This window comes from Kribbella sp. NPDC059898 (assembly GCF_042730855.1).
In the GTDB taxonomy this organism is placed as follows: domain Bacteria; phylum Actinomycetota; class Actinomycetes; order Propionibacteriales; family Kribbellaceae; genus Kribbella.
This window is the reverse complement of the sequence record NZ_JBHWKR010000032.1, coordinates 1-25,962: the sequence shown is the minus strand read 5'-3', so window position 1 is coordinate 25,962 and position 25,962 is coordinate 1. Positions and strand designations below refer to the sequence as shown.

At 69.6% G+C, this 25,962-nt stretch carries 35 protein-coding genes; 28 read left to right on the top strand and 7 right to left on the bottom strand.

Features of this window, described 5'->3' with window-relative positions; all coding sequences use genetic code 11:
• The first annotated feature begins 734 nt into the window (after nt 1-734).
• The 4 genes from mobC to ACFV9C_RS44420 all read left to right on the top strand — a co-directional run bounded on the left by mobC (nt 735) and on the right by ACFV9C_RS44420 (nt 3,584).
• Nucleotides 735-1,277, top strand: a complete 543-nt coding sequence (mobC, locus tag ACFV9C_RS44435) for a plasmid mobilization relaxosome protein MobC (protein WP_380204144.1) — start codon at nt 735-737, stop codon at nt 1,275-1,277.
• Between the two features lie 398 nt (nt 1,278-1,675).
• Entirely contained in the window at nt 1,676-2,503 is an 828-nt protein-coding gene (locus ACFV9C_RS44430; protein ID WP_380204142.1) for a hypothetical protein, read from the top strand.
• Nucleotides 2,500-2,940 carry a hypothetical protein gene (locus tag ACFV9C_RS44425; RefSeq protein WP_380204140.1) on the top strand — a complete coding sequence of 147 codons (441 nt, stop codon included), beginning with the start codon at nt 2,500-2,502 and terminating at the stop codon, nt 2,938-2,940. The genes ACFV9C_RS44430 and ACFV9C_RS44425 overlap by 4 nt, the downstream gene beginning before the upstream one ends.
• Nucleotides 2,937-3,584: a 2'-5' RNA ligase family protein gene (locus ACFV9C_RS44420; protein WP_380204138.1), complete on the top strand. Its 648-nt coding sequence runs from the start codon at nt 2,937-2,939 to the stop codon at nt 3,582-3,584. Before ACFV9C_RS44425 ends, ACFV9C_RS44420 begins: the two co-directional genes overlap by 4 nt.
• Nucleotides 3,585-3,624: 40 nt before the next feature.
• Here ACFV9C_RS44420 and ACFV9C_RS44415 read toward each other — a convergent pair whose 3' ends face one another.
• A complete protein-coding gene (locus ACFV9C_RS44415) occupies nt 3,625-3,954 on the bottom strand; it encodes a hypothetical protein (RefSeq protein ID WP_380204136.1) in 330 nt (109 codons plus the stop codon).
• A 173-nt stretch (nt 3,955-4,127) separates the two neighbouring features.
• Between ACFV9C_RS44415 and ACFV9C_RS44410 the strand changes: the two genes are divergently transcribed.
• The 9 genes from ACFV9C_RS44410 (at nt 4,128) to ACFV9C_RS44370 (ending at nt 9,447) form a co-directional block, all read left to right on the top strand.
• Nucleotides 4,128-4,661, top strand: a complete 534-nt coding sequence (locus ACFV9C_RS44410) for a hypothetical protein (RefSeq protein ID WP_380204134.1) — start codon at nt 4,128-4,130, stop codon at nt 4,659-4,661.
• A complete protein-coding gene (locus ACFV9C_RS44405; protein WP_380204132.1) occupies nt 4,658-5,383 on the top strand; it encodes a hypothetical protein in 726 nt (241 codons plus the stop codon). The genes ACFV9C_RS44410 and ACFV9C_RS44405 overlap by 4 nt, the downstream gene beginning before the upstream one ends.
• Nucleotides 5,384-5,417: 34 nt before the next feature.
• Nucleotides 5,418-5,969, top strand: a complete 552-nt coding sequence (locus ACFV9C_RS44400) for a hypothetical protein (protein ID WP_380204130.1) — start codon at nt 5,418-5,420, stop codon at nt 5,967-5,969.
• The gene (locus ACFV9C_RS44395) at nt 5,966-6,457 is read left to right on the top strand and encodes a hypothetical protein (RefSeq protein ID WP_380204128.1); all 492 of its coding nucleotides are present in this window, start codon (nt 5,966-5,968) and stop codon (nt 6,455-6,457) included. Before ACFV9C_RS44400 ends, ACFV9C_RS44395 begins: the two co-directional genes overlap by 4 nt.
• The gene (locus tag ACFV9C_RS44390; RefSeq protein WP_380204126.1) at nt 6,454-7,038 is read left to right on the top strand and encodes a hypothetical protein; all 585 of its coding nucleotides are present in this window, start codon (nt 6,454-6,456) and stop codon (nt 7,036-7,038) included. Before ACFV9C_RS44395 ends, ACFV9C_RS44390 begins: the two co-directional genes overlap by 4 nt.
• 172 nt (nt 7,039-7,210) lie before the next feature.
• The gene (locus ACFV9C_RS44385) at nt 7,211-7,498 is read left to right on the top strand and encodes a type II toxin-antitoxin system prevent-host-death family antitoxin (RefSeq protein ID WP_380204124.1); all 288 of its coding nucleotides are present in this window, start codon (nt 7,211-7,213) and stop codon (nt 7,496-7,498) included.
• Nucleotides 7,495-7,749 carry a type II toxin-antitoxin system RelE/ParE family toxin gene (locus ACFV9C_RS44380; protein ID WP_380204122.1) on the top strand — a complete coding sequence of 85 codons (255 nt, stop codon included), beginning with the start codon at nt 7,495-7,497 and terminating at the stop codon, nt 7,747-7,749. The genes ACFV9C_RS44385 and ACFV9C_RS44380 overlap by 4 nt, the downstream gene beginning before the upstream one ends.
• 146 nt (nt 7,750-7,895) lie before the next feature.
• Complete coding sequence (locus tag ACFV9C_RS44375; RefSeq protein ID WP_380204120.1) at nt 7,896-8,681, top strand: TIGR02391 family protein; 786 nt, start codon at nt 7,896-7,898, stop codon at nt 8,679-8,681.
• A 163-nt stretch (nt 8,682-8,844) separates the two neighbouring features.
• Nucleotides 8,845-9,447 (top strand): recombinase family protein, encoded by a 603-nt coding sequence (locus ACFV9C_RS44370; RefSeq protein ID WP_380204118.1) that lies wholly within the window; start codon nt 8,845-8,847, stop codon nt 9,445-9,447.
• Between the two features lie 54 nt (nt 9,448-9,501).
• Here ACFV9C_RS44370 and ACFV9C_RS44365 read toward each other — a convergent pair whose 3' ends face one another.
• From ACFV9C_RS44365 to ACFV9C_RS44355, 3 genes are read right to left on the bottom strand one after another with little or no spacing between them, the layout of a single operon-like run.
• Complete coding sequence (locus ACFV9C_RS44365; protein ID WP_380204116.1) at nt 9,502-10,050, bottom strand: GNAT family N-acetyltransferase; 549 nt, start codon at nt 10,048-10,050, stop codon at nt 9,502-9,504.
• A complete protein-coding gene (locus ACFV9C_RS44360) occupies nt 10,047-10,961 on the bottom strand; it encodes a GNAT family N-acetyltransferase (protein WP_380204114.1) in 915 nt (304 codons plus the stop codon). Before ACFV9C_RS44360 ends, ACFV9C_RS44365 begins: the two co-directional genes overlap by 4 nt.
• Nucleotides 10,958-11,812 (bottom strand): GntR family transcriptional regulator, encoded by an 855-nt coding sequence (locus ACFV9C_RS44355; protein WP_380204112.1) that lies wholly within the window; start codon nt 11,810-11,812, stop codon nt 10,958-10,960. The genes ACFV9C_RS44360 and ACFV9C_RS44355 overlap by 4 nt, the downstream gene beginning before the upstream one ends.
• A gap of 228 nt (nt 11,813-12,040) precedes the next feature.
• Between ACFV9C_RS44355 and ACFV9C_RS44350 the strand changes: the two genes are divergently transcribed.
• The 7 genes from ACFV9C_RS44350 to ACFV9C_RS44320 all read left to right on the top strand — a co-directional run bounded on the left by ACFV9C_RS44350 (nt 12,041) and on the right by ACFV9C_RS44320 (nt 18,532).
• Nucleotides 12,041-12,394: a hypothetical protein gene (locus ACFV9C_RS44350; protein WP_380204110.1), complete on the top strand. Its 354-nt coding sequence runs from the start codon at nt 12,041-12,043 to the stop codon at nt 12,392-12,394.
• A gap of 51 nt (nt 12,395-12,445) precedes the next feature.
• Nucleotides 12,446-12,973, top strand: a complete 528-nt coding sequence (locus ACFV9C_RS44345) for a hypothetical protein (protein ID WP_380204108.1) — start codon at nt 12,446-12,448, stop codon at nt 12,971-12,973.
• Entirely contained in the window at nt 12,973-13,992 is a 1,020-nt protein-coding gene (locus ACFV9C_RS44340; RefSeq protein ID WP_380204106.1) for a hypothetical protein, read from the top strand. Before ACFV9C_RS44345 ends, ACFV9C_RS44340 begins: the two co-directional genes overlap by 1 nt.
• Before the next feature lie 89 nt (nt 13,993-14,081).
• Entirely contained in the window at nt 14,082-16,463 is a 2,382-nt protein-coding gene (locus ACFV9C_RS44335) for a hypothetical protein (protein ID WP_380204104.1), read from the top strand.
• An 88-nt stretch (nt 16,464-16,551) separates the two neighbouring features.
• The gene (locus ACFV9C_RS44330) at nt 16,552-16,734 is read left to right on the top strand and encodes a ribbon-helix-helix protein, CopG family (protein ID WP_380204102.1); all 183 of its coding nucleotides are present in this window, start codon (nt 16,552-16,554) and stop codon (nt 16,732-16,734) included.
• Between the two features lie 161 nt (nt 16,735-16,895).
• Nucleotides 16,896-17,264 carry a hypothetical protein gene (locus ACFV9C_RS44325; protein ID WP_380204100.1) on the top strand — a complete coding sequence of 123 codons (369 nt, stop codon included), beginning with the start codon at nt 16,896-16,898 and terminating at the stop codon, nt 17,262-17,264.
• Nucleotides 17,261-18,532, top strand: a complete 1,272-nt coding sequence (locus ACFV9C_RS44320) for a hypothetical protein (protein WP_380204098.1) — start codon at nt 17,261-17,263, stop codon at nt 18,530-18,532. Before ACFV9C_RS44325 ends, ACFV9C_RS44320 begins: the two co-directional genes overlap by 4 nt.
• Before the next feature lie 100 nt (nt 18,533-18,632).
• Here the strand turns inward: ACFV9C_RS44320 and ACFV9C_RS44315 are convergent, their stop codons facing one another.
• The 3 genes from ACFV9C_RS44315 to ACFV9C_RS44305 form a co-directional block, all read right to left on the bottom strand.
• A complete protein-coding gene (locus ACFV9C_RS44315) occupies nt 18,633-18,836 on the bottom strand; it encodes a hypothetical protein (RefSeq protein WP_380204096.1) in 204 nt (67 codons plus the stop codon).
• 274 nt (nt 18,837-19,110) lie between these two features.
• The gene (locus tag ACFV9C_RS44310) at nt 19,111-19,746 is read right to left on the bottom strand and encodes a hypothetical protein (RefSeq protein WP_380204094.1); all 636 of its coding nucleotides are present in this window, start codon (nt 19,744-19,746) and stop codon (nt 19,111-19,113) included.
• On the bottom strand, nt 19,743-20,690 hold the full coding sequence (locus ACFV9C_RS44305; RefSeq protein WP_380204092.1) for a ParA family protein: 948 nt from the start codon (nt 20,688-20,690) through the stop codon (nt 19,743-19,745). Before ACFV9C_RS44305 ends, ACFV9C_RS44310 begins: the two co-directional genes overlap by 4 nt.
• A 237-nt stretch (nt 20,691-20,927) precedes the next feature.
• Between ACFV9C_RS44305 and ACFV9C_RS44300 the strand changes: the two genes are divergently transcribed.
• The 8 genes from ACFV9C_RS44300 (at nt 20,928) to ACFV9C_RS44265 (ending at nt 25,811) form a co-directional block, all read left to right on the top strand.
• Nucleotides 20,928-21,146 carry a hypothetical protein gene (locus tag ACFV9C_RS44300; protein WP_380204090.1) on the top strand — a complete coding sequence of 73 codons (219 nt, stop codon included), beginning with the start codon at nt 20,928-20,930 and terminating at the stop codon, nt 21,144-21,146.
• A gap of 82 nt (nt 21,147-21,228) precedes the next feature.
• A complete protein-coding gene (locus tag ACFV9C_RS44295) occupies nt 21,229-22,359 on the top strand; it encodes a DUF2637 domain-containing protein (protein WP_380204088.1) in 1,131 nt (376 codons plus the stop codon).
• An 87-nt stretch (nt 22,360-22,446) separates the two neighbouring features.
• Nucleotides 22,447-22,965 (top strand): hypothetical protein, encoded by a 519-nt coding sequence (locus ACFV9C_RS44290; protein WP_380204086.1) that lies wholly within the window; start codon nt 22,447-22,449, stop codon nt 22,963-22,965.
• The gene (locus tag ACFV9C_RS44285) at nt 22,962-23,546 is read left to right on the top strand and encodes a hypothetical protein (RefSeq protein ID WP_380204084.1); all 585 of its coding nucleotides are present in this window, start codon (nt 22,962-22,964) and stop codon (nt 23,544-23,546) included. Before ACFV9C_RS44290 ends, ACFV9C_RS44285 begins: the two co-directional genes overlap by 4 nt.
• On the top strand, nt 23,543-23,746 hold the full coding sequence (locus ACFV9C_RS44280; RefSeq protein WP_380204082.1) for a hypothetical protein: 204 nt from the start codon (nt 23,543-23,545) through the stop codon (nt 23,744-23,746). The genes ACFV9C_RS44285 and ACFV9C_RS44280 overlap by 4 nt, the downstream gene beginning before the upstream one ends.
• Nucleotides 23,743-24,195, top strand: a complete 453-nt coding sequence (locus ACFV9C_RS44275) for a transcriptional regulator (protein WP_380204080.1) — start codon at nt 23,743-23,745, stop codon at nt 24,193-24,195. The genes ACFV9C_RS44280 and ACFV9C_RS44275 overlap by 4 nt, the downstream gene beginning before the upstream one ends.
• A 12-nt stretch (nt 24,196-24,207) precedes the next feature.
• A complete protein-coding gene (locus tag ACFV9C_RS44270) occupies nt 24,208-25,557 on the top strand; it encodes a hypothetical protein (protein WP_380204078.1) in 1,350 nt (449 codons plus the stop codon).
• Nucleotides 25,557-25,811 carry a hypothetical protein gene (locus tag ACFV9C_RS44265; protein ID WP_380204076.1) on the top strand — a complete coding sequence of 85 codons (255 nt, stop codon included), beginning with the start codon at nt 25,557-25,559 and terminating at the stop codon, nt 25,809-25,811. The genes ACFV9C_RS44270 and ACFV9C_RS44265 overlap by 1 nt, the downstream gene beginning before the upstream one ends.
• Nucleotides 25,812-25,962 lie beyond the last annotated feature (151 nt).

The window sequence follows — 25,962 nt, the reverse complement described above, 5'->3', positions numbered from 1 at the left end:
CCCAGCTCGGTCTGGACGGGGACCGCGCTACGTCGGCACGTTCCAGCCTCGATGCCCGCCCCTGAGCGTCGTACAGCGCCCGCGACGCCACCGACCCCCGACCCGGACCGGGTCCGCAGATCGCCGTACAGCGCGCATTGCCCCATGCCGCGATCGAGTCGCACACACCTCTTGCACTAGCCAGTGGAAGGCCCGGACTGCGGTGGGCCGGGAGTGACCTGCACTGCGTACCGGGCACCCCGGATCCGGTGATCTGGGGGTCGCTCGACGGGTGCCGGCGCCGGGTGGTCTCGCTCCCGGCCCACCCCTCCAGACTGCCCCAAACCGTGGTGCCGGCGCGGGAGTTATCCACAGCCCGGGGAGTGGTCGCCGATCGTCCGGAAGAGCGCCGGACGACCGCCCATGAACACCGTGGCCGGGGTTGCCTGCGGGTGCCCCCCGTAGGTCGGTCCAGAACGCGCACCGGCCTGTCCACTTTGTGCACGACGGAGCCCGAGCAAGCTATAGCTTTAACCCGGCTAAGTGCTGCGGGGCCGGGGCCACCGCCCCGGCGGGTACGGCGGTGTGGTGGGGTGCTGCGCGTGGCTGATGGCGTGGCTGGAGGGGTGGCTGAGGGCGGCGAGGGCCAGGCGGCCGGCAGTGGTTCCGGCGGTGGTTCAGGTGCCTCGCGTGGTGGTGGGTCGGGGCGCCGGGCGGCTCGGCGGCGGCGGCGTTCGAACGTGTCCGGTGGCCGTGTGGCGGTTCGGACCGAGGTGAAGCTGTCCGAGGACGAGGCGGCGATCCTGGTGCCGCGTGCCGAGGAGCTCGGGATCTCGCTGCCGCGGTTGCTGGTGGAGGCTGCGCTGACCCCGGCGGGGGAGACGCCGACCGAGCGCCGCAACGCGTTGACCCAGCTGTTCGCCTTGCACCGCACGCTGGCCGGTGCGGCGAACAACCTCAACCAGCTGGCCAAGCACGCCAACGCCGACGGGATCGTCCCCGCGGAAGCCGAGGCTCAGAAGTGGCAGATCCTCGAGTTGTGCGTGCGGATCAGCGACCTGGTCGAGGCGATCGGCGAAGGCCGGCTGCCCCACCTGGTCCCAGCCGGCGTCGAAGACGATGACGAGGGTGATGACGAGGATGAGTGGGAAGCAGTGGACGACGTGCTGACCGGGCAGGAGTTGCCGGACACTGAACGGCTGCGCTGGTTGCTGACCGGGATGCTGATGGCGACCGTTCCCGTGATCCCGCTGATCGACTCCGGGTACGACAAGCGCCACAAGGGGGAGCCCCGCTAGCAGCGGTCCGGCGGCTTACCCGCTGCCCTTCCTGTCGTGCTGCGACTGCCTGCTCCTGGGGTGTTCCGGGAGCGTTCCTGGGATGTTCCTGGCACCCACACCCAGCCCTGGTCTGACCTGCGGTTTCTGCCCACTCGCACCGACACCTCCCTCCTCCAACGACACGACGAGGGAGGTGTCGGTGCGAGTGGGCAGAAGAGGTTGGTGAGTTCGGGTGGAGGAAGAGTGGGGTGGGGTGTGAAGGATGAGTGAGTTGAGGGGTGGTGAGGGTGGTGCCGGGTGTTGGCAGCGGGGGTGAGGGTCGGATGGGTGGCGTGGGTGGTGGAAGGGTGCCCTGGAGGCCGGGCTGCCGCTGTGTGTGTCTGGCTGGTCACCTAGTGCCGCTCTAGGCTGGCCGGGTGGATACCACCGGTGGTGCTGAGGGGCTGCAGGAGTCGCGGGAGGATGCGTCCGCGCGTCAGGAGCGTGCCCGGTGGGAGCTCCGGGCCGCGGCGCGGCGGGAGGTGCCGTTGAGGTTCAGCGTGACGCTGGGCCGCGACCTGGTCGACGACGTGGTGTCCGCGACGGTGGTGAGGCTTCCTGAAACGGACTGGAGGTTGGGTGCGTGCGAGCATGCCCGGACGCCGGCGACCTGGCACCGGGTCCAGCACATCTTCGTCGACCAGTCGCTGAACTTTCTGGGCGGTGGCGCGGTGGCGAGGTTCCGGGACTGGGAGGAGTCGCCGGAGATCGATGATCTGCGCTGGCTGGAGACCTGGGGCAGGCCTGGCCCTCTCGACGGCGGCCTGGTGGATTCTGGGGCGTGGCGGCGGCTGGCGGCCTGGGTGGGTCGGCATGAGGTGTGGGCGGTGCTGCGTCGCGGTGCCAGTGTCGAGCGGGTCCGGATGCGGGCGCTGGGTGAGCCGAAGCCCGGGCTCGAGACCTACCGGGGGCGGGTGGGGATCCTGATGTATCCGGCGGTGCTGGATGCCTGGAACACGCACTACCCGGACCTTGGCGGGCTCCCTGACCGGATCCGGGTCGTGTACCTGAACGGCGACGACGACCACGTTGCCGAGATCGCGTTCGCCCAGGCGCCATTCGCCGAGCCTTTCCCGCCGGCCCAGCGCCTCACACCGGACTGGTGGGGGGACAAGGGAGATCCCTTCGAGATCGGCCCACCACCCAGCACACCCTCCGGAGCTGCTGCGGACGCGGTGCTTGTTGCGGATGCGGAGCGGTCATGAGCGGGGAGCTCTCGCCGGCGGATCAGGTCGAGTACGACCGGCGTCAGGCGGCATGGCTGCTGGACTGGCGAGACGAGATCGAGGACGTGGAACGGTACGCCCAGACGCCGGTGCCGATGTTCGACCAGGCCCGGATCGCACCCGAGAACGTTGTCGGCCGGCTGGGTCCGGAACTGACGGCGATGGCGCGGGCTGCGCGGCGCCTGCAGGCCGAAGCGGTCCGGTTGAGGTCCAACCCGAAGATCGCGGCCGAGGACGTGTCGACCTGGCTCGGCCGGTCGTGGGGTGCCCACGAGCTGCTGGCGCTGGGGCTGGGCGTTCATCTCGGTCTGTCGCATACCGAAGCGACATGGCTCGCGGACGGGCTGACCGGGTACGACGCCGCCGGGACGCCCACCGGCCACAGCCACGAGCAGGGCCCGGTGGGGGATCGGTGAGGCCGTTCTTCACGTCGGTCCCGGCCGCACGGTGGGAGAACCAGTCCGGCCGGCTGCACGTGTACGTGATGCCGCCGGAACCGGTGCTGCAGCTGGCCGACGACTTCCACGCGGTGATGGAGCCGTTCGGTGACCTGGTGAGCGTCCAGCCGCGCCGCTGGCTGCACCTGACCGTCCAGATGCTGCACCAGCACCTGGACGACACCGGCCCCGGCCAGCTCGCCGCGATCGGCAGCGCGCTGCGGTCCCGGCTCGCCGGCCTGGACCCGTTCGAGCTCACCGCCGGCCCGGCGGTGGTCGGCGTGCACGGCGTGACGCTGTGGATCCCGCCGCCCACACCCGAGGCCCGCGACGGGTACGGCGAACTCGTGTACCGGGTGCGCGAGGCCGCGACCGACGTGTTCGGGCGCGACGTACTGCCAGCAGGCACGGCCGGTGCTCAGCCGCGACCGGTCCCGCACATCGGTCTCGGCTACGGCCTGGCCGCAGGCGACCCGGACCCGCTGATCCGTGCCGTCAAAGACACCTGGCGTGCTCCGGTCAGGTTCACCGTCGACCAGGTCGTGCTCGTGGCCGTCGACCAGCACCCGGCCGCCGGTACCTTCACGTGGTTGCCCCTCGACAAGATCGCACTCACCAACTGACCCCCGGCCAGGTGCTCGCGGGCCGGGCGGGAGCGGATCGTCAGGATCCCGGCCGGGATCCTCGTGCCGGTTCGGTACGGCGTACGTCGCTCGGGTTGAGCCAGACGTACGGGACCAGGAGCCGCGGATCCAGCAGCAGCACGCAGACATGCAGCCGGGTCCACCGCACCGCCGTACCGCGCAACGTGACCGGCCCCGCCTGGTCAAGTACCACCCGTACGTCGACCTCGATCTGGCGCCACACCTCGACGTCCTTCAGCGCCCGGGCGACCTCGGGTGCCGGCCAGGACTCGTTCAGCACCCGCTGGAACGGCGGCCGATTGTCCTCGAAACCCTCGGTGCCGTAGCGGTCGCCGATCGCCTTCCCCATTCCTGCAGTATCGAACATTTGTTCGATCAGGCCAAGTATCCCGGGCGGGCCCTCTCGCGCTCCGGTGCCGATCGGCTACCCCGACGCAACGCACGTCTACCTGTTGACGACGTAAGGGTTTCCTGACATTCTGAACGTCAGGAAACCCTTACGCTGGCGATTGGAGTGGGTGGATGGCTTGGGAGAGCGAGGACAGCCGTCACGAGGGCTACATCGAGTACGTGTTCGCTGACGGCTTCGCCGGTTCCGGTTGGTCGGCCGGCGGGGTCACGCTGATCACGAATCCGGACGGTTCGCCGATCCCGTACGGCGACAGGCCCGCGTCCCGGCCGCCGGCCGGGATCGTGGGGTGGCGGGTGGCCTGCAACTGTGATGGCCGCCGGGGGGCCTGGCGTGGGGAGCTGTGGACCCGGGGCGAGACCACCAGCGTGGCGGCCCGGGTGCTGCGAGTGCCCGATGACCAGGTCGACGACATCGACGGCCTGCCCGTGGGCAAGCTGCTGCGCGACCAGTGGGCCCGCCACCTGGGGCCGGCCTACGCGGAACTCGTCGACGTGCGGGCCGCGACCGCCGCCGTCGACCTGGCCCGCGACGGGCTGAACGCCGCGGTCGCGGCCGCCCGGGCGGCCGGCGCGTCCTGGGAAGCCGTCGGTGATGCCGCCGGAATCACCCGCCAATCCGCCCATGAACGCTGGGGAACACGATGACCACAGAGCAAACAGGGCAAGCAGATGGCACGGCTGGGACGGACTGGGTGCTGGTGCCCGACGTCGACGAGCTGCGACCGATCTTCGAGCACGCGGAGGAGCTCCTGCTGGCCCTCGTGGTGACCGAAGAGGATTCCGCTGAGGATCCAGAGCCGTGGGTGCTGCCGGCGCCGCTCACGGGCCGCGACGGAGCCCTGGCTGCGCTGTACCGGGTCTGGGAGGTGCTGCGGGGCGCGGTGGACGAGCTGGCGCTGCCCCGCATCGAACCGGACGCCAGCACCCGGCCCCGGCTGCTCAGCGGCAGCCGCGAACGTGTGCCGTTCCGGGCCGTGCCGATCGCTACCGCGGACCGGGAGTTGCTCGCGGCCGCGGTCGCCCAGCTGGAGTTGGCGCTGACGCCTTCGAAGCGGCGCGGGGCCGGCAACCCGTGGGACGGCAAGCGGCTGTCCGACCTCGCGGAGCTGCTCGAGCAGATCGCCGACGGCGAACCCAAGCCGACGACCGAGGCCGAGCTGATCCAGCCCCTGACCCGGATCAGCCGCCTGCTGAGCCTGCCACCCGACGACGACACCACCGTCCTGCTCGACGTCGTCCGGACCAGTGCCGCCACCGGCGCCGACGTCGAGCTGACCTCCGCCCAGACCACCGCGTACGGCAAGACCGCCACCAAGGTCAACACGATCCTGACCGGCGGCGACCCGCTCGCCCGCTGGGTGTACTGACGGCGCAGACGATGCTGACCACGAAGGGGATTAGATGAGCGAGATGCGTGACGAGCGTGCTGCCGCGGTGGCGTCGGTCCGGCACTCCACCGAGCTCGAGGGCGCCCGGTCGCCCGACGCCGCCCGGGCGTTGCAGGACCAGTGGGTCGACGGCGATATCGACCTCGACGAGCTGGGACGCCGTACCCGGGCCCTGCACGGGCTACCCGAACACCAGGCGGCCGAAGACGACGCCGACGGGCGCACGGTGGACGAGCTCGTCCAGGCGTTCCTGCCCGACGCACTCATCGACACCGCGGCCGCCACCCTCACCACACCCGACCCGTCCGACACCTGCATGGAAGGAACCAGCACCATGGCACAGCAACTGCCGACCTGGACCGAGATCGCCAAGAACACCCGCGATGCCCTCAACGAGGCCAGGAACGGGCTCAGCGCCGCGCGGGACTGGATGAACTCCGATTGGCCCGAAGGGCACGGCCCGGCCGACCACGAGCACCGGCACGAGGCCTCGCGGCTGATCAGCCAGGCCAAGGCCCTCATCGACCAGGCGAAGGACGAGCTGGAGCGGAGCACCGGCCGATGACCACTGAACCAGCGGCCGGCCCGGCGGCCGAACCGACGCTGGAACGTACGGCGCCGCGGGCCGTCGACGACTGCCCGCCCCCGCGCTCGGAGCGCGTCGATCTGCGCGAGGCGTGGAAATACCTGGGAAGCCTGGCAATGATCCGGAGGGCGGACGACCTGCTCGAGGAGACCGAGCTGCGGTCGAAGATCCTGACCGCGCGCAACATGCAGTGGGCCTCCACGCGGTTCCTGGAGGCGGCCGTGTTCGGGCTGTTGGACGAAGGCGTCGCCCCGGACGAGGTCGCCGAGCTCACCGGGCACCCGGCCGACTCGATCCGCGACGACGTCGACCAGGACCGCAAGGCGCGGATCCGGCGGGACTACTCCGTGGCGTACTACGAGCGCCACCCCGATCGGACTCCGAACCAGTGGTACGGCGTCGAGGATGGCGACCCAGAGCTGCCGGAGATGCCGATCGGGGTACGCACCCGCGAGGTGCAGCGATGACGCCTGAGCACGCCGAGTACAAGGAAGATCCTGCCCGTTCCCGGTCCGAGCTGGTCGCTGCGCTGCCACAGATCCGGCAGTTGTTGGAACAGCTCCTGGAGGTGACCAAACCGTCGTGGGTTCAGGACATGGCGCCTGAGACCGAAGCACTGTTCCACGCGCTGGTCGCGGCAGGCTGGCTGGCTGACGCGGTGGTCGCAGACGATCACGCCGCCCGGGCCGCCAAGCTGGCCGATGCCGCCGAGCGGATGGACGGCTTCAGCCGGTCTGTCTGCCGGCGCGTCGCCGAGCTGCAGACGGTCGACGAACTTGCCGCCGAGGAAGAGCAGCGCCGGATCGTCATGCTGGACGACATGGCGTTCGTCGACCGCGCCGAACTGGCCGTCGGCCTACCCAACGGAACCACGACGACCGTCACGGTGTCGGTGTCCGGGAACGGCCGAGTCAGCTGGGAATCGCCCACGCTCGACCTCGCCCCCGTCGATGGTCCGTCCCAGCTCGCGGTAACGAGGGCGCTCGCTCAGCTCGCAGAGACGCTGACCAAGGCGCTGCCTGACGCGGTGTTCGACGATCAAGGATGACTCGACCTGCCGAACCGCACGGCGAGGACCCCAGCCATGATCAGGGGGTTGTAGACCCCGCGAGATCGCTGTCTGTATCAGCGGCTGGCACTTCACCACGAACTGAACAGCATCCGGTAGGCGACCTCCGAAATGTCGAATTATTCGCATTTTCCGGAGTATCGTCGTCGGCATGGTGACCTACACGATGACCCAGGCGACCAAGCAGACCGCCGACGTGATGAACGAGGCCCGTTACACCAACCAGCCGGTCATGATCACCGACCACGGCAAGCCGGCCGCCGTCGTCATCTCCCCCAGCCTGCTCGCGCACTACCAGGCGCTCGAGGACGCCGCCGACCTGGCGGTGATCGAGGACATGAAGGCGGCCGGCGGACAGCAATGGGTCCCGAACGACGAAGCCCAGCGCCTTATGGACCAGATCGAGGCCGAAGTTGACGGTGCGGACACCGCCCGGTGACCGAGCGAACGCTGATCTTCGACGGCGGCTGGTTCACCGGCTACCGCGACGTGTACGCATCCGATCGGCTGGCAGCCAAGCGCATCCGGGCCGCCGTCAACGCGCTCGCCCGTGACCCGGAGCCAGCCGACAGCGTGGCCCTGGGTTCCGGCGGCCTGGTCCGCCGCCTGCACGTCGGTGATTACCGCGTCCTGTACGAAGTCACCGACGACACGGTCCGCGTCTGGTCGCTCGGACGGACGCCCCGATGACAGCGGCCGACAGACCGAGTCCGGCCCCGATGAACGACCTGTGGGCGGCGCCGGCCGGGTGATCGAAGTGCCGCCCTTCTGAGCGGCGAGGCCCGTTCGGGAAACGCCATCGGCAGGTGGGGGTGCTCGCCGCTATCGTGCGTCGAATGAACCTCAAGTGGATGGTCGAGCGCATCCTCGCCTTCCGCACAACATGCGTCCTGATCACCCTGTCTCCGAGCCGGATCGATGGAACGTTCGCGCCTGAAGATCCCTGGTTTACGCGGCTCGCGCCGCGGTCCGACCTGGAGGCCAAGTACAGGTCCGAGCTCCCGACATTCTTGAAGATCGCCAGGGCGCTTGAGGTGGCGTTGCCGGGCTCAGTTCCGGTCGACGTGAAGAAGCAGGCCGGCGTCTACAGGCGGGTAACAGACACGGCATTGGGGGTTGCCCGGGACTGGGAGGCGGTGAAGAAGAATCTTGCTCCTGACGGCCCGACGGTTGGTGCCGACCAGTTCCATCCTCACGTCTGGGCAGCCGCCGCACCGCTGTGGGGTACAGGCCAGTACCGGGTCGCGGTGGGAGCAGCAGCTACGTCGCTGTCAGCCCACATTGCTCAGAAGGCCGGTAGCGACCTAACTGACCGGACGCTGGTCCAGGACGTCTTCGCACCGAAGGTCTCGCCCGGCCGGCCGCGGCTTCACTTTCCTGGCGATCGCAACAGCGACCGGTGGCGCTCGCGCCAAGAAGGGCTCCACCTGACCGCACAGGGCGCTTTTGCCGGCATCCGCAACGTGGCCGCTCACAGTCACGAGGAATGGTCCGAGCAGTACGCCCTGGAGGTGCTGGCGGTCCTGTCGGTCGTTGCCCGCTGGACGGATCAGACCGAGCTGCGTACAGATCCGATCGACGCGATAGCTGAGGCCGAATCCGCCGGCGAGCTCCGGGGGTGAGAGCCCTGCCGGGTGAACGGCACAGGCGTTCGCCAAACGGTCGCTTATGGAGCAGCCGAACGCACAAGCCAGTCCAGGTCAGCCCACGCCTGACGAGTCGTTCAGAAACCTGTTCGGGAACCGGCTACCGTGAGACCCCAACTCGAACAGGTTTCCTGAACGCTTGGGGGTACGCGTGGCACTCGTCGGCCTAGTCCGGGTCAGCAAGAAGGACCAGGAGGTCCAGAGACAGCACGACGCCCTCGACCCGATCTGCATCAAGGTCTTCGAGGAGCGGGCCTCCGGCAAGCTCAGCACTGCGGACCGGCCCGATCTCCAGGCCGCGCTCGACTACGTGCGGCCGGGAGACATGCTGACCGTGCTCGAGGTTGACCGGCTCGGCAGGAACCTGCTCGAGGGGTTGATCGTCCTGACCGACCTGTTCGGACGCGGCGTCGCCGTCAAGGTTCTCGAAGGCATCGCCGCCGGCGAGCACACCGAGCGCTCCCTGATTCTCGACCTGGCGCTCGCGCTCGCAGAAGACCGGCGCCGCGACATCGTCCGCAAGACCCGCAGCGGACTTGAGGCCGCCCGCAAACAGGGACGAGTCGGTGGCCGGCCGACCGTCGTGGACGACGACAAGCGCCGCGCGATCATCGCCCGCCGGGCCGAAGGCCAGTCGCTCCGGGAGATCGCGGCCGGTGTCAGCGTTTCCCTCGCCGTCGTGCACGGCGTTGTGACCAAGTACGAGACCGAGACGCCCATGAGCGCGCTTGACCGCCCGTAGGTACGACGAAGGGCCCCGACCAGACGGTCGGGGCCCTTTCGTGCTGTTCGGAGGTCAGGTGGCGTCGACCAGCTCGACGCGGCCGGGGACAGCCAGCCGTAGATCCGCGGGCCTTTCGAACAGCGCACCCGACTTGCGCCCCGGTGCGGTCCGGACGTCGTACTGCCGGAACCCGCGCGCCAGGTAGTAGGCGTGAAGGCCCGCGTTCGTCCGCCAGCAGTCGAGCCGGATCCGGTCCGCGCCCTGCCGTTGTGCCCGATCGCATGCCCAGTCGAGCAGGACGTCACCGAGCCCGATCCCGCGGGCAGTCGGCCCCGCCATGAGCTTGTACAGGTAGCGGGCCGGTTCGGTCAGTTCGTCGGCTGTCCAGAAATCCGAGTCCCCTTCGCCCAGCGCGAGCGATGCCACGACGTACCCGCCGTCATCGACAACGACGTAGGTCCGGTCGTCATCGAAGTGCTCCCGGATCGTTCGGTCGCCGGTGGCCGATGACGTCCATTGCTCGATCCCGGCTGCCTTGAGCCATTCCTCGGCGTACCGGCGTAGCTCGATCACGTCGTCGACGTCGCTCGGTACGGCGGACCGCAGCGTGTACGCCGTCACGCCTCGACCGCCTGCCGGGGCCGGCCCTGGTCAACCTGGCCGGGTGCGAGGTCGCCGCGCAGCTCGACGTAGCACTCGCCGAACCGCGGTCCGTGCTCGAGCAAGTACACCCAGCCCGGCCGAAGCGATGCCAGCAGCGTCCCGGCGACGGCCTGGCCTTGGAAGCGCCAGCCGGTGCCGTCGTCGTACAGCAGACCGGGCGCGGTCGAGTTGATGTTGAGCCGGACCGGAGCGCCCGTGGCGTCGACCAGGTCGTCGAGCGTGTGGCTGTGGTTGTAGCCGAGGCTTTGGTCGAAGTCGTGCGTTTCATCGAGGCTGGTGGTCCCATGGACGGTGTGGAACGCAGCATGCGTGACCACTCCGGATGGTGCCTCGATCCGGACTCGCTGTGCGGTGCCGGAGTTGTGGATCTGGCCGTGCATCCGAGTCGTCAGCTCGAACAGCGCTCCGCTGTTGCGGCCCTGGACATGGACGACGTCGACCAGGTCCCCGCCGATCCGCTGGTAGTAGTCCTGGAGTGCTGTGTTCGTGCGCCAGACGTCCCACCGCAGCAGCGATACCTGGTGTGCCATGCCGTACAGGTACGCGGCGTGGACGAGCAGCTCCCCGAGCCCTTCCCCGGCCCGGTCGACCGCGGTCGCGATCTTGGACAGGTACAGCGCCGGGTCGTGGTCGGTCCAGAAATCCCGGTCGGCCCGGGTAGACATGGTGATCGTGCCGATCGGCGCCTGGTCCTGGTCGACGAGTAGCCACGTCTCCCCGGCCGCGATCGTGGCGGCCGTGGTGCGGGCCGGGTCCTTGACGGTCCACTGGTCGAGGCCGCGGGAAACGAGCCATGCGGCCCGGTCCGCGATCAGGGCCGTCACCGCGGGTTCGTCGGCGCTGGTGGCGCGGCGAAGCGTGTACGTCATCGGACCGTCACCTCTCCTGTGGTCGACGCGGGCGCGTCGACGCTGCCCCCGCCGGCCAAGTCGGCGCCTGCCGCGAGCTGGTTGCGGATCACGTCGAGTCCTTCCTGTGCGCCGATCTCCCAGATCAGCCGGTTACGGCCCGGAAGCCGGGCGAACTTGGACACCCGCGTCACGCGGTCGGCCGTAGCCGCGGTCCTGGTCTGCACGAGCAGCGTCGCGCCCGGAGCGACCTCGAGGTCGGTCGCGTCCTCTGCGTTCGCGAGCTCGTCGGTCACCTCGTCGCGGTGCGCGATCTCGGGAAAGCCGCGCGCCTTGAGGCGGGCATGGGTGCCCTCGCCGATGTTGTGCGGGGTGTCGAGGCCGGCCGCTTTCGCGACGTCGGCCGGGTACCAGCTGCGTTCGCGCGACCAGGGCTCGCCGTCGAGCAGTTGGATCGTGGTCCGCTCGACCGCGAACTCGTCCGGAGCGAGCCCCAGCCGTTGCGCGACGTCGGCCGGTGGAACCCGCATGACCATCGAGAACCGGACGGACGGGGCCCGGCCGACCCGGGCCGCGTTCTGCGTGAACGCATCCCCGCCGCCGCCGCCGCCGTTGCGGCGTAGAAGGTCGGTTGCGGTGAAGTCGGTTCGGCCGCGCGACCGGACCCGGACGCCTCGCTTGCCGTCCTCATACGACGTGTAGACGAGGCCGCGCGTGTGCAGCGTCGCGACGACCCGCTGCGCGGTCCCTAGCGCGATCTCGTACCGATCGGCGATCTCGCGAATGGTCGGGATCTGGTCCCCCGGCGCGTACTGCCCGCTCACGATCGCCGCGGTGATCTCGTCCGCGACGCGGGTGTAGCTCGCGGCCATCTTTGGCCCTCCTGGTGTCTTGCCACTGGGCACGGTCGGCCCTCCTGTCGAGCGTAAGGCACTTGTGTCGACACAAGATGCCTGGCTGGTCTCATTGGTCAAGCTATGTGACTTGATCGCACTGGTTTCATTGACACAAGCCTAGTTCCTGGGTTCTCCTGGAAACCCCACCGCCGCCCGGAGCTAGAGACCCGGCGGCAACCGACTGCCACTGGAAGGACTCGAACCGTGACCGTTCGACCCGTCATCACCGATCTCGCGCTCGACCGCGCCGACGCGAACCTGTCGGCCGCGATCAAGCGCAACGGCGTACCCCCGTGCTGGTCCGACCCGGACGCCTGGTCCGACGTGAACCGACTTGCCATCGACCCGAAGACCCCGGTCCGTGGCTGCAACGCCTGCCCCGTCTACGCCGAGTGCGACGCCCGCGCCGCGTTCGTCGACGCCCGCGACCTGGCCCACACCGTCACCGCCGGTGTCCGCTACAACGGCGCCGGCCTTCCCGTCGACGCCGCCGCCGAGCACGAGCGCCAGGAGCGCGACCGGCGCCTGCTTGAGCTCGTCGAGCTGGACGTCGCGTGACCCGCCTACTGCGGTGCTGGTGCGGCGAGCGCCGTGAGTACCGCCGCTCTCGTGCAGCTGCTCGCGCCGCCCGCCGGCACCGCTGCACCGACCCCATCCCCAACCCGCACACCCACCCCCGAGAAGGGACCTTCTGACATGTCCTGGTTTCTCATGACGGCGTTCGGATTCGCCGCGATGTTCTGCATGCGCTACACGCCCGACTGGGCCGACGTCATCTTGGTCAGGGTCGCCGGATTTTCGTTCGTTGGCGCCGGTTTGGTCGGCGCGGCCGGATGGGTCGGTGCACTGATCAACGGCACGTTCGGCTGGGCATTCCGGACCATCGACCACCTGTCGTCGTCGGCGTTCGGGACCACCATTGCCTGGGTCCTGGCCGCCGCGATCGCCGGGCTGTGGATCGGCGGAATGCTGCCGGACCGGATGTTCAGCTACGACCCGCCCGACGCCCTGGTCATCACTGGCTTGTTCATCCCGTCCCTGGTCGCGATGGTGCCGGGCAAGGCCGGAAACGCGATGGACACCGTCATCACCGCTGGCGGGCACGCCCTGGCCGGTGTGGTCGGAGGCTGGTTCTGATGGAGATCCTGCTCGCGTGCGCCCTGGCGTACCTGTTCGTTTCCCCGGACCGGTTTTCCCTTGCCCTGTCGCGCGGCATATTCGGCGCCGCCCGTGGCGCGGCCACCGGCAAAAACCCGAAGACCCGCAAGAAGTCGCCGCGTGAACGCGCGATCGTGGACGGGTGGCGCGAAGGCATCGCCGTCGCGCGAGCTCGCCGGGAGGCCGGCCGCGACCTGTGGAGCCGCGGGTCCCGTGGCGCCGGCCGGGTTGCCGGCGGTACGGCGTCCCTTTTTCACGGAGTTCAGGGCTTGGTTGCTGCCCGCCGGGCCCGTTCAAGCGAGCAGGGTTCCAATGCCGTCGACGACACCACCCCCAGCACCGACTCGCCGGACGCCGGCCCGTCGCGTCGTGGCTGGACCATTCCTAGCCCGGTACGACGTCCCCGCAGCACACCGACCAGCGACGCGGCCGGCCTTGTCGTAGACCAGGACGGCAACGACGTCACCCCGAAAACCGGCAAGGGTCCGCAGGCCGTCGCGGACGAGCCGAAAACCGGCCCCGCCACCCCGGAGCAGACCCCGGAGGCGCCCAACGCCGACCTCGCCCCCAAGACCCCGGAGACGGCGCCTCAGCCCGCCCCGGAAGCGCCCAGCAGCGCACCCGACACCACACCGTCGAACACCTCACGAATCGGAGTCATTCGCATGCCCAACCCCAACGTCGAACTGAACAACCTCGCCGACCTCGACCAGTACCTGAAGGCTCTGGAGAACGTCTTCAAGGACCTGGGCGAGGCCGCGGAACGCGTCAAGAAGTCCGGTAAGCACCTCTCCTCCCAGTGGGAGGGCACGAAGTGGGGCACGCGCGACCTGGACCGCGCGGTCAACGACATCACCGAAGCGATCGCCACGTTCAAGGTGCCCGCCACCGAACCGTTCGCGGCCGGCCGACGCGCGATCGCTGCTGCCCGGGCGGTTGGCGAATCGATCGACAACGTCAAGGCCCGCGGAGAGACCACCGCCTTCACCGCCAGCTGAACCCAACAGTCCCGGCTCCCCGCACGGGGGCGACGGCTCACGACCGGGCCGGGACACGAGACCACCCCGACACACGAGAGGACCCCGAGATGGTGAAGAAGGCACGAACCCGCCCCACCGCCACACAGCCGGCGGTGGCCCCTGCACGCCGCACCCGGTCGTCGTCCTGGATCACCGCCAAGGCAGGCACCCGCGCCACACAGACGGCCGTACAGCCGGTCGTGGTGCAGGCCCCGGCGCCGGGGTCGGCCGCGTGGCTCGCGACCCCCGGCACGTACACGACGTCGCGGCGGAAGAAGGCCGGCCGACGTGGCGAGGTCGTCCAGGCCATGCCCCCGCAGCTCCCGCAGCTCGGTGCGGCGGCGACCGCCGTACCCGGCCTGGTTCCGCACCCCGGTACCGAGCTGGTTCCGGTCGCTGCTCCGAAGCGCCCCGGTGAGGACGCCCGCGCCGCTGCCGTTGCTGTTGGCAACTGGACGTGGCACTACCGGTGGCAGCTGGCCCCGCTCGCTGCTTCGGCCGTCACGGCGGCCGGTGCCGCCACGACCCCGGTGTTGACCTTGCTCGGTCTCGCCGCTGTTGCTGCGGCCGGCTACGTATCGGCCGACAAGGGCCCGGACGAGATCGGCGGCCGGAGGTGGCTGTCGCGTGCTGAGCGGCGCCTGCTGGGCCGGTGGGCTGTTGGTGCTGGTGTCTGGTCGGCTGGAGTATGGATCGCGAACGCCGCCGGGCTCGATTGGTCCGGCGGATCGCTCGCTGTTGCCGCGGCAGCGCTTGGGTTGGCCACCGGGGAGCAGGTCGTGGGGTGGCTCAAGTCGCGCCGGATCCGCCGTACCGAGTCGGAGGCCCCGGCAGAGTTGTCGGCCAAAGCGATCCAGCTGCGTGACGCCTGGGCGCACGCCGTCCTGACCGGGCCCGCAGGACTGGCTGGGTCGGTGATCGTCGACCTGGAGGAGCCTGAAGCCGGAACGTACATCGCGATCGTGCAGCTGCGTGCCGACGTGCACGCCGCCACGGTCGTCACTGATGAGGTTCGGCACTGGCTGGAGCGGGCTCTGCACATGGGTGTCGACACCGCCCGTGTCGAGACCGTCCGCGAAGACGCCGGCCGGATCCGGCTGGTACTCACCCCGGAGCGGAAGCTCGAGCGGGTGGAGAAGATCTGGCCCGGTCCCGTGCTGCATGACGGCGGCCGCGCACCGGTCGCTGTCGGCCTGGACGGCAAAGAGGTCTGCCTGCGCATCTACAACAGCACCGGCGTGTACCACTTCCTGCTGATCGGCTCGTCCGGTTCGGGGAAGTCCAACGCGCTGAACATCATGCTGCTTCCGACGGTGATCAACCGGCTGTCGGTCATGGTCTACCTGGACGGGAAACTGGGCACCAGCTCGCCGCGGCTCGCCCGCGCGATGGACACCGTGATCCGCAAGATCGAACTGTTCGGCCCCGCGATCGAGATGGTCTACCGGATCATGATTTCTCGCCAGGAGCGGTACGGCGATCTGGGCGAGGACGACTTCGTCGTGTCCGCCGACAGCGACCCGATCATCGAGTTGGTCCTCGACGAGTGCAACGTCATCAAGGACTACCTGAGCGCCAGGCACGAAAACATGCTCGGGAAGATCGCCCTGACCGGCCGGGCGCTCGGCATCTCCCTGAAGTACGCCGGCCAGCGCGGCGCCGAAGTGGACCTGCCCGGCGGCATGCAGGTCCGCGACCAGATGATGGGCACGGTCGGCAACGTCATTGGCCTGCGCCCGGGCGGTACGAACACCCAGACCACCACGTTGCAGTCGACCTCAGAAGAGATCGACTTGATGGCCCTGCCCGGCGGCGAGAACGCCGGCGGATGGTGCGCGATCCTGCTCGCCGGTAAGCCGATCGGATACCCGGCGAGGTTGATGTTCGACCCCAAGGCGAAGTCGCGCGTCGACGAAGTCCTGGATGGCTTCGTCCCCCGCGAGCTCGAGGGCGAAGACCGCAAGGCTGCCGGCGAGTTCTACGAGAACCGGCCGACCGGCGCGGCCTGGTACGCCACCCAGCAGGCGAAGCGGAAGGCACGCGACGCGCAGAAGGCCGGCGGCAGCGGAACCGTGGCTGCTGAGGTAGTCGAGTCGGCCCCAACCCAGGCCGCGGGCCCGGCCGATGCCCCGCAGGAAAGCGATCTGGTTGGGGACCTCGACGCGATCACCATGCGGCTGCACGAAACCCTCGACGACCTCGAGGCCGGCGGGCGGGTTGTAGAGATCGGCAAGCGGCAGGCCGCGAAGGGCAGCCGCAACCGGCAGGCAGTACTCGACGGGCTGAAATCCGCCGGACCCGAGGGCACAACCGCGGCCGAGCTCGCCGCGGCTGTCGAGCTCGGACTGTCCACGGTCAACTCGCACATCTCAGGACTCGTCAGCGATGGGCAGGCGACCCGCGAAGGGACGCTGATCCGGGCCCGGTTCGAAGACGAGGTGACCGCGTGATCATGGCCGTCCTCGGCGCGTCGGCGCGGTCCCTCGCCGGAAGCCCCTTAGCGTTAACGCGATCTGTCGTCGACTGCTGGGAGGGCCTGTGGCCAGGAAGGGACCTAAGCCGCCGCGCATCGTCGTCGGGGTACGCCTCGATCCGCCGGAACGCGATGCCCTGCAACGGCTCGCAGCAGCCGACGGCGAAACGTCGTCGGACCTCGCCCGCGAGGCGATCCGCCGATACCTGTCCGAACGGCGTGCCGACCTTGAGCTGGTGGCGTCATGACGACCTGAACGTAAGAGCGGCCCGGCTTTACCAACCGGGCCGCTCTGAAATGCCGTGGGAACTGCCGTCCTACGGGCCACACCTTGACCCCTCACGCGGTTACCAGCCGCGCAGCTGAGGGGCCGCTGTCCCTATCCGCAAAAGATCGAAGGACGTCTCAAATGTACGGGAACACATCCCGTTTTGTCGTGTTGCCCCTGTCACCCGTGGCGTCGTGTTCGCCTGGTGACCGAGCGGAACTGATTCGCTCCCTGGAAGCTGAGCGGATCCCGAACGGGCTCGCGTTCATCTCCGACCCCAGCGTGGCCCGTACGACCGACGAGCTGTTGTCGGCCGTCGTTGCTCAGCGGAACGCCCTGGACGATTCCCTGCCTGCGACCAAGGCCCGTCGGGACGCCCTGCTGGCCGCTCTCGACGAACCGGCGGCGGCGTTGTCGGAACGCCGGAAGGTCCTCGAGGATGCGCTGCACGAGTCTCCTGCTGCCGAGCCTGGCCTGGTCGATGCACCGGGTGTCCAGGTGGTCGCGTGACCGCGGTCGCTGAGGCTCTTCCGCTGGACCTGGTCGACGTCGCCCGTGAGCAGCTGCTCGCGGGCTTTGCCGCCGTCCCGGCCTCCAAGCCGCTACGCCGCCTGGAGCCTCCGGCCCGGAGAGTTGGAGTCCGGGCGGCCAAGCGTGCCATGCGGCGCCGGCTGTCCCGTATCCAGGACCCGGAGCAACGCGATCGGGCCCTGGCCCGCCTCGAGCTGGTTCAGTACTTGCCGCGGGTCGACGGTGCGCTCAGCGAGTTCGTCACGTCGCAGGGGCACTGGATCAAGCGCGTCGTGAAGGCGATCGAGTCGTCCGGTCTACGGGCCGACGCCTGCCGCAACCTGTATGAGGTCGCGTGGCAGGTCATGCTGCGGGCCGGGTGGATCGACCACACCGCTCGCGTGTGCTGGGACACCGCCGCGGCCGCGGCCGGTGTGTCCCGCCGGGCCCTGGCCAACTGGCTGCGTTGGCTACGAGAGAACGGGTTCCTGGGACACGTCGAGCGCGGTACGACACCACGGTGGCGCAAGCAGTGGCAGAACGCCCTGTACGGCGACGAGAACCGGCAGCCCGTCTACCTGCTGTGCGCGCCTGCTGGTGGCCCTGTGCGCCCTCAGGAGCCGCTGCCGGACCTCCACTCCCCCGGCCCGGCCGTGGACGCTCAGAACGACGCTCAACAGTTATCCACAGGTACAACTTGCACCCCTACGTTTACAAACCAACCTTCTACAAAAAACCCCCCACGCGCGTACGTAGGACCCGTCGCTTGGTCTCCTCAGACCAAGCAGGAGCGGCAGCAAGCTGCCGACCAGATTCGCCGTGCAGGAGGTTCCAGCTGGCACACCACCGCCGTCGAAGGACACCAGCGAGACGTCCTGGTCAACTCGCCGCTGCGCTCGATCTCGACCCGCCACCTGGCCCACATCGCTCGCGAGTTCTGGGAGGCCGGCTGGACCGTCGACGACGTTAAGCACGCCATCGACCACCGCCCCGACGGCACCCGGCACACCGCCACGTCCGCTGTACTCGACCCCGCACGGTGGCTGCGGTACCGGCTCAACCACTGGCGTGATGCTGATGGTTCCCCCATCGCTTCCAGCTGGCAGCGGCGCCTTGCTGCCACCGCCCAGCGGAACGCCGAGCAGGATGCCGGGCACACGGCGGCCGCCGTGCGGAACGCCGCGCACGTTCCGCTCGCCCGCAGCCGGGCCCGGGATACTTTCCGCGCGGTGAAACAGGCGATCGTTCTCCGGAGACACGGCGCATGAGGCGCGCCGGAATTCCGGGCCCGGACATGAGCGAACCCCGGAACAGAACGCTTCCGGGGTTCGAGCCGGCCGCGCGGCCGGAGCAGTGGTGCGGAGGGGATCAGACGCGGTATGTGTGGGGTGCCTTCCGGCCGTTGCGGACCCGGATCTCGCAGTCGCTGGGCTTCTTCCCGTGCTGCTTGGCCATGCGTCGCAGCAGGTCCACGCACGCGTCCTCGTCGCCGGCGTCGACGGCGACCTCGGTCGTCTCCAGCTTGCGTGTCTTGCCTCGCCCGGTCAGCTCGCGCAGTTCCACGGTGGCCATGGTCTGTCTCCCGTTCGTCCTGGTGGTCTCAGGCCCCATTCCAGCGGAATCGCGAGCCGAAAGCACGCCGCGCCATCTCGCCTTGACTTTGCGACCTCGCGCGCGCACGCGCGCGCCCGCGCATGTGCGTACGCGCCTGCGCGCGTTGGGCCGGGTTTCTGGTCTGCATCTCAGCAACTCAGCAGCACGGCATTTGCGCAGGTCACGGCTCGATTTCCCATCTCAGCAGCCCCATCTCGGCAGCTCCCCCATCTCAGCAGGCATCTCGGTAGGTTCACCGGTGCCGGCGTGGCCCGCCCGGGAGCATGTGATCGAGCGCGACCCGGACCAGCTCGGACCGGTTCGTGCCGTACCGCGAGGCGAGCTGGTCGAGGACCGCAATGTGCTGGCGCCGGGCCCGGACGTTGACCTGGACCTGTGACTCCGAGCCGCGTGGCGTGTCCCGCTCGAACAGGCCGGACGTGTCGGGCTGCTGGTGCTCGAGCACGAGCCGACCGAGGTCGCCGGCCTTCTCGGTGCGCTCGACCGCGTCGAGGATGACGTCGAGCTGCGTGCTGCCCACGGCGGCCCGCCGGAGCCGTGCCCGTAGCTGCGTCGGCATGTACAGGATCACCGGCTTGGTCGTGCGCCTCGGGCCGGCCACCGGCTGCACGTCCTCACCGCTGGCGTCGTCGGCTGCCTGGTCGTGCTCGACGTCGACGACCGGATCTGGAACGGGCGGAACAGGCGGAACGGTGGCCGGTCCCGGGCTCCGCTCCGTGGCCGGTTTGGTGGTCCGTTCCGGCGTCGACGGGTCCGAGCTTGGCAGGATCGACGCGAGCCTTCCGCGCCTTTCCCCCGCCACATCGAACGCCGTCCCGAGATCGGCCGGCGGAAGCCCGCCGCGCGGCCGGTTCCGTTCCGCACTCATCGTTCCGCCCCCGTTCCGGCCAGGGTTTCCGCCGCTGCGATCCGCGTCAGCACTTCCTCGGTCAGCGATGCCCAGTCCGCGGCGAGCTTGACCGCCGTCGACGAGACCGCCCGCTCGACGGTCGCGCCGGCCGCACGCTGCCGCAACCGCTCGAATTGCTCCGCCTTGGTCGGTACGAACTGCTCCAATTCGTGCGCGAGTAGGCCGCTGCCCCGTGCGTCCCGGGCCGGTGAGAGCGCGTGTCGGATGACCGTCTGGAACATTGGTTCCGCCGTTCCGAAGTCGGCCGCGATGTCGTTCCGCACGTCCTTCCGGATCGCCTTTCCGGCTTCCGGAACGAACGTCAACAGCACCCCGAGCAGCTGCAGTTCCGGGTTGACGTTCCGCGCCTGCCGGAACTGTTCCGACACCAGCCGCAGCCCCTTGAGCGAGCTGATATCCGCCTGCGTCGGGATCAGCAGGAACCGGGCCGCTGCCATGGCCACCCGGCGCGGTTCCTCGAGGACCGGCGGAACGTCCATGATGACCAGGTCGTACCGCGGCGCGACTGGCGCCAGGGCCCGCGCCACCGCCAGTTCCCCGCCTGGCTGCCCGAGATGCGCGGTCAGCCAGGCGACGAGCGCCCGCGTGTTGTTCGGGTCCGCGCCGCACAGATCAAGCCGCGGCCGGATCTGCGGGTGCGACGGGACGAGCTCGCGGCCGCGAGCGACCGCGTCGAATAGCGCCGCGCCGGCATCGTGCCCGGTCCCTGCCTGCGTGACTCCGAAGTCCTCGCTGAGATTGGCCTGTGGATCGAAGTCCAACAGGAGCACGTTGTGGCCGGCGTCGGCCGCCTGCCCGGCGACGTTCGCCGCCGTCGAGGTTTTGCCGACGCCGCCTTTGCCGTTGATTACGGCTACGACGCGTCGGCAGGCGGCGTGCAGCTGCTCAGGCTGGGTGTCCATCGGTGTGCTCCGGGGTGGTCGTGTGAGTGGTCTCAAGGCCAGTGACTCACACCGAGACACCTCTTGACCAGCCAGCGTGCCGGGCGGAACGCGGGTATTGCGACAGTTCATATTGCGGCGAAAGGTGCAGGTCAGACGGCAGTCTTCAGTCATATAAGAAACTGCCGGTTGACCTGCTATACAACCGGCTATACACGACGTATGGCCGTATTGCAGTCCACGGCGTATGGTGAGGACATGACTACAACCGATCCGAACCGGACACGGCCCCGCCGGTTGACCGTCGACCTGGACCCAGAGATGCACCGCGACCTGCATCTCTGGTGGGTCGGCACCGGCATTCCCGGCGCTTCATCGGCCGGAACGCTGCGGGCGCTGACCGCCCGTCTACTCACCGATCCGGAACTGGCGGCCGCCGTCACCGCCGACCTCGCGGCCGACCTAGCCCGGAAGTGAGCGGGCCCGGTGCGCGCTAGAGACGTCCGCACCGGGCCCTGGACCCCGAAGGTTGAGACCACCCACGGAGGCAAGACCCATCATGACCCAGACCGCTGACCCCATCTTCGAGCTGGCCGGCCGCGACGTGCCCCGCGCCGCCGTCCTGGACTACTTCCGGGCGGAATGCGAGGCAGGCCGCACGCCGACAACGGCGGAACTCGCGGAACGGTTCGACCGGACGACTCGCTGGGCGCGGAAGATCGCCGAGGACGCGTACCCGGAACAGCACACCGGCGACCGTGTTCCGGCCGACGTTCCGGAAGACCACGCCGACTCGGCGGAACACCCGGCGGAAGATCTGGCCGCCACCGAGGTGCCTGACGCACTGCCCGGGCCCGAGGCGGAACGTTTCGCACCGGCCCCGGAAACGGCCCGACCGGCCCCGGAACCCACTATCACCGAGCCCGCCAATGCCCCGGCCGCCGAAAACCTGGCGTCATTCGCCCAGAATCCGGCCCAGGACGCAACGACACCCGACCCGCGACCCATCGACCACACCCCGACCCCGGTCGTCACACAGCCGCACACGGCCGCACCGTCCTGGACCGTTCAGGACCCCGCCGCCGCACTGACCCCGGAAAGCGTCCCGGTCGGCTCCGGAACGGTCACCGTTCCGGCCACCGACCCGATCGTTCCGGCGACGGGTCCGGTTGCTGACCTGGTCGCCCCTGTCGTTCCGGCGGAACACGATCCGGAACTGGTCGCCCCGGCCGGAACGGTTGAGCGTTCCGCCGACCGCGCCACGGAAACCCCAGTGGAACAGGCAGAAGACCGGAAGGTCCCGGGCCGGTTTGTGGCCTGGCTCGCGTTCGCGACCGGCATCGGTGCGTCGGTCGCGGCGAACATGCTGCACGCCGCCGAAGGAGGCGCCCACGTCGCCGAGCTAATCGGCGCCGCGTTCTGGCCGCTGGCGCTGCTGCTGTCGATCGAGCTGCTGACCCGCGTTACCTGGCCCCGCGGCTGGCTGTGGGGGACCGGACGGTTCGTCGGCGTCGGCCTGGTCGCCGTCGTCGCGTTCGTCCTGTCGTACCGGCACATGGCCGGCCTGCTCACGTCGTGGGGCGAGGACACCGTCAACGCCCACCTCGGGCCGCTCGCTGTCGACGGCCTGATGCTCGTCGCCGCCACCGCGTTGCTCGCGATCACCCGCACCCGCAAGAACCGCCCGTAACGGCAGCGGCGGCCGGACCCCGAATTGGACCCCGGGACCGGCCGCCAGAGACACCCAACCCGCAGAAGGCAAGGAGCCACCACCATCATGTCCCACCACACATCGGGGAACGTGCTCACCTTCCCCACATCCCGTCCCGAACCCCGCCGTGTCGACGCTGCTGAGGTGTTCGGGCACCGTGTCCGGCCCGGTCACCGCGGCTGGCTGTGGACCCTCGAACTGGACGGCGTCGAGTACTTGACCGACCGCCTGGTCGTCATCCGGACAGACCGCCTCGACGGACTGGACGGGCAACGGTTCGACGCCCTTGGGTTCGGGCCGACCGACGCCGCCCGCCTCCTGGAGGCACTGGCCGCGCCGCTGGCCGGTGTACCGGCCACGACCCGGTTCGAGGTCGACATCATCGCCGCCCTGTACGCCGTGGGTGCCGGCATTCTCCCGCTGGCCGGCGACCGGGTGCCCGACCTGCACGCCGTCGTCTACGGCGGGGAGCGGATCGGGATCGTCACGCCGCTGCCGCGGTTCCGCGCCGACTACGCCCTTGGCGCGATCCCCGGCGTACCGCCGGGCCCGCTCGCCGTCGACCAGCTGGAGGCGGCCCGATGATCACCAAAGTCAGCGACAGCCCGTGCTGGGTCGTCCGGTTCGACGCCGAGGACACCCTCGGTCACTTCCTGACCGCCCAGGCGGCAGCCGAGTTCGTCGATCGGTACGGCAGCCGGTACGGCGACCCGTACCAGCTCGGGGTGCCGTGCTGGACGGCGACGTGCGACACGGAGGTCTGCGACGAGGTGGAAGCCAGTGAGGACGGCGACGCGGTCCACATCCCGGCCTTGAACAGCCGCCATGCACTCGTCGACCTCCAGGACCTCAAGAGCGTTGGCCGCGATCTGCTCTGCTGGGAGTGCCGCCAGGCATTCGAGCTGTCGACCGACCCGAGCGAGCCGCCGGCGATCGTCACCCACGACGACGTTGAACGGCTGATCGGGATCGTCGCCGCGTTCGCCGAGCAGATCCAACCGTGGCGCGACCCGTCCACCCGCAGGTTCGTCACCCGGTTCGCTGCCATGACGGCCCTCGTCCCGAACGGGCTTGAGCGCTGGTCGGTGAAGGTCCGCCCGTTCGTCCTCCAGCCCCTCCTGCCGGACATGCCGGCCGTCGCCGCGACCACGGAGGTCGCCCGATGAGCCGCGAGCTGCGCAACCGCGTCAAGGTCCGGATCGCCCTGCTGTTCGTGCTCGCGGCCGTGTCCGGCGTACTCGCGTTCGCCGTCGACGGCCCGCGCGTCGCACGTATCGGCTGGACGATCACCGCCGCCGCGTGGGCGTTCACTGCGATCTGCGTGTACGTGGCGTACCGAACCGATGTGCGAAGGGGGAACCGATGACCGCCGCTGTGACGTTCGCCGCGTACCTCGGCGCGCTGCTGACTGCGCACAACGTGGCCGACCACTGGGTGCAGACCCACCACCAGGCGCTCACCAAGGGCGCCAGGAGCCGCGAAGGTGCCCGGGCGTGCCTGGCCCACGTCGCGACCTACACCGCGATCACGGCCGCGTTCGGCGCGCTCGTGTGGGTGCTGCTCGACTTGCCGATCACCCCGGCCGGGTTCGTGGCCGGCCAACTCGTCAGCGCTGTCACGCACTACTGGGCAGACCGCCGCTGGACCCTGGCCGGCCTCGCCCGGCTGATCGGCAAGTCGGAGTACTACACGCTCGGAGCGCCGCGGCCCGGCCACGACGACAACCCGACGATCGGGACCGGTGCCTATTCCCTCGACCAGTCCTGGCACCACCTGTGGCTGTTCGCCGCCGCCCTACTCACCGCCCTGATCTGAGAGGACGAACCGATGCAGACCCTTCAGCAGTTGCTCGACGAACACGCCGCCACCCGCAACCACGACGTCCTCAACCAGCTCGCACCTGACCTGCCGCCGCTGTTCTGGGTCATCTACAGCCCGCACTCGTCGATCAACCCGGGCGAGATCCACGGCACGACCCAGGCCGGTACCGATGACGACGACACGGCCTCGATCCTGGCGGCGTGGGCCGACCGACTCGACCTTCCCCTCAACGAAACCCGCGGAATGCCCGGGATGCACGAGTACGCCGACGACCGTGCCGGCCGCCGCCTGATCGTGTGGGGAGTCACCAACCGCGAAGACTGGAACGCGGCGCTCCTGCGCTGGCACTCCGAGCAGCAATCCGCGACCGTCGCCGCCGGCGAACCCGAGCCCGAGGTGCCGGGCCTCAAGCAGCTGCTCGATGAGTACGCCGGCACGGGCGACGCCGACGTGTTCAACCAGCTCGCGCCGGACCTGCCGCCGCTGTTCTGGCTCGTGTACGAGTCCGCGACCGGCTCGGACGACTGGCGCGAGGTCCGCGGTCAGGTCGAGCCGGGCACTCCCGATGACGAGGCGGACGCGATCCTCACCGCTTGGGCGTCTCGGTTCGCGCTGGTCCCCGCCGATGAGGTGTGGCGCCAGATCCCGGGAGCGCGCGAGTACGTCGGCGCCCGCGACCACGGCACGCACCGCCTGGTCGTGTGGGCAGTCGTCGACAGCCAGACGTGGGGAGAATCGACCCGTGCCGCGGTCGACGCCGCCTGCGATCCCGTCCCCGCTGATCCGCCGGCCGTGCCCGATCTGAACCCTGCAACCAGTATCCGCCGGTTCGTATCTCTGGACGAGATCCTGCAGGTGCTCCGGTCCGGCGCTGACGTGGCTCTGCGGGGCTTCCCGCCCGGCGATCTCTATGACGACCTGCACGCCGAGCTCGTTCGCCGCGGGATCGCAGCGTTCGGCGACGAGCTCCCGCAGCCGGTCGACGTTGGCGTGCAGCTCGGTCCCGAGCTGCCCCCAGTCGCCGACGTCGTACCCGAGTCGGGCCCGGACGCTGTCGTTTCGTCGGTGCCGGCCGCCATACTGGCCACCGGAGGAGACCACCCGATGACCACCACGTACCGCCGACGTCGCCGCGTCCTGCGGATCCAACTCGCTCTGTCCGGCCTCATCACCGGGCTCGCGTTCTGGCAGATCACCCACGGCGGCGATTGGCTCTGGGCGCTGGCCGGGATGCTGTCCGGGTGTGCGCTCGTCGCTACCGCGACCCAGCTCGAGGACGTCCGCGCCGCCTACAACACCGCCGAGACTCGCCAAGCTCTGACCGACGACGTGTACCGGAAGGACGGGCGGATCTGATGGCAACGATCAAGGTCGAGGACGCGGCGGCGGTTGCGGGCTGGTCAACCAACCCGAACATCCCCATCGCGCAGCGGCTCCGGGCCGGTGCGGCAGTGGTTGACTTCTACGTCGAGCGGTGGGACCGGCTGCACTCGTTGTTGGACGACCTGCGTACGTCGTACCCGGACCCGGCGCCGAACAGCACCGAGGCGATCGTGATCGAGCGGCTGGGCGCGATCCTGGAACGCGACGACGAGGACGACGACCGATGAACGGTCCGCCGGACCAGCCCACCGGCGTAGCCTGACGCTCCCCCTCGCGGTCCCCGCCCAGCTCGGTCTGGACGGGGACCGCGCTACGTCGGCACGTTCCAGCCTCGATGCCCGCCCCTGAGCGTCGTACAGCGCCCGCGACGCCACCGAC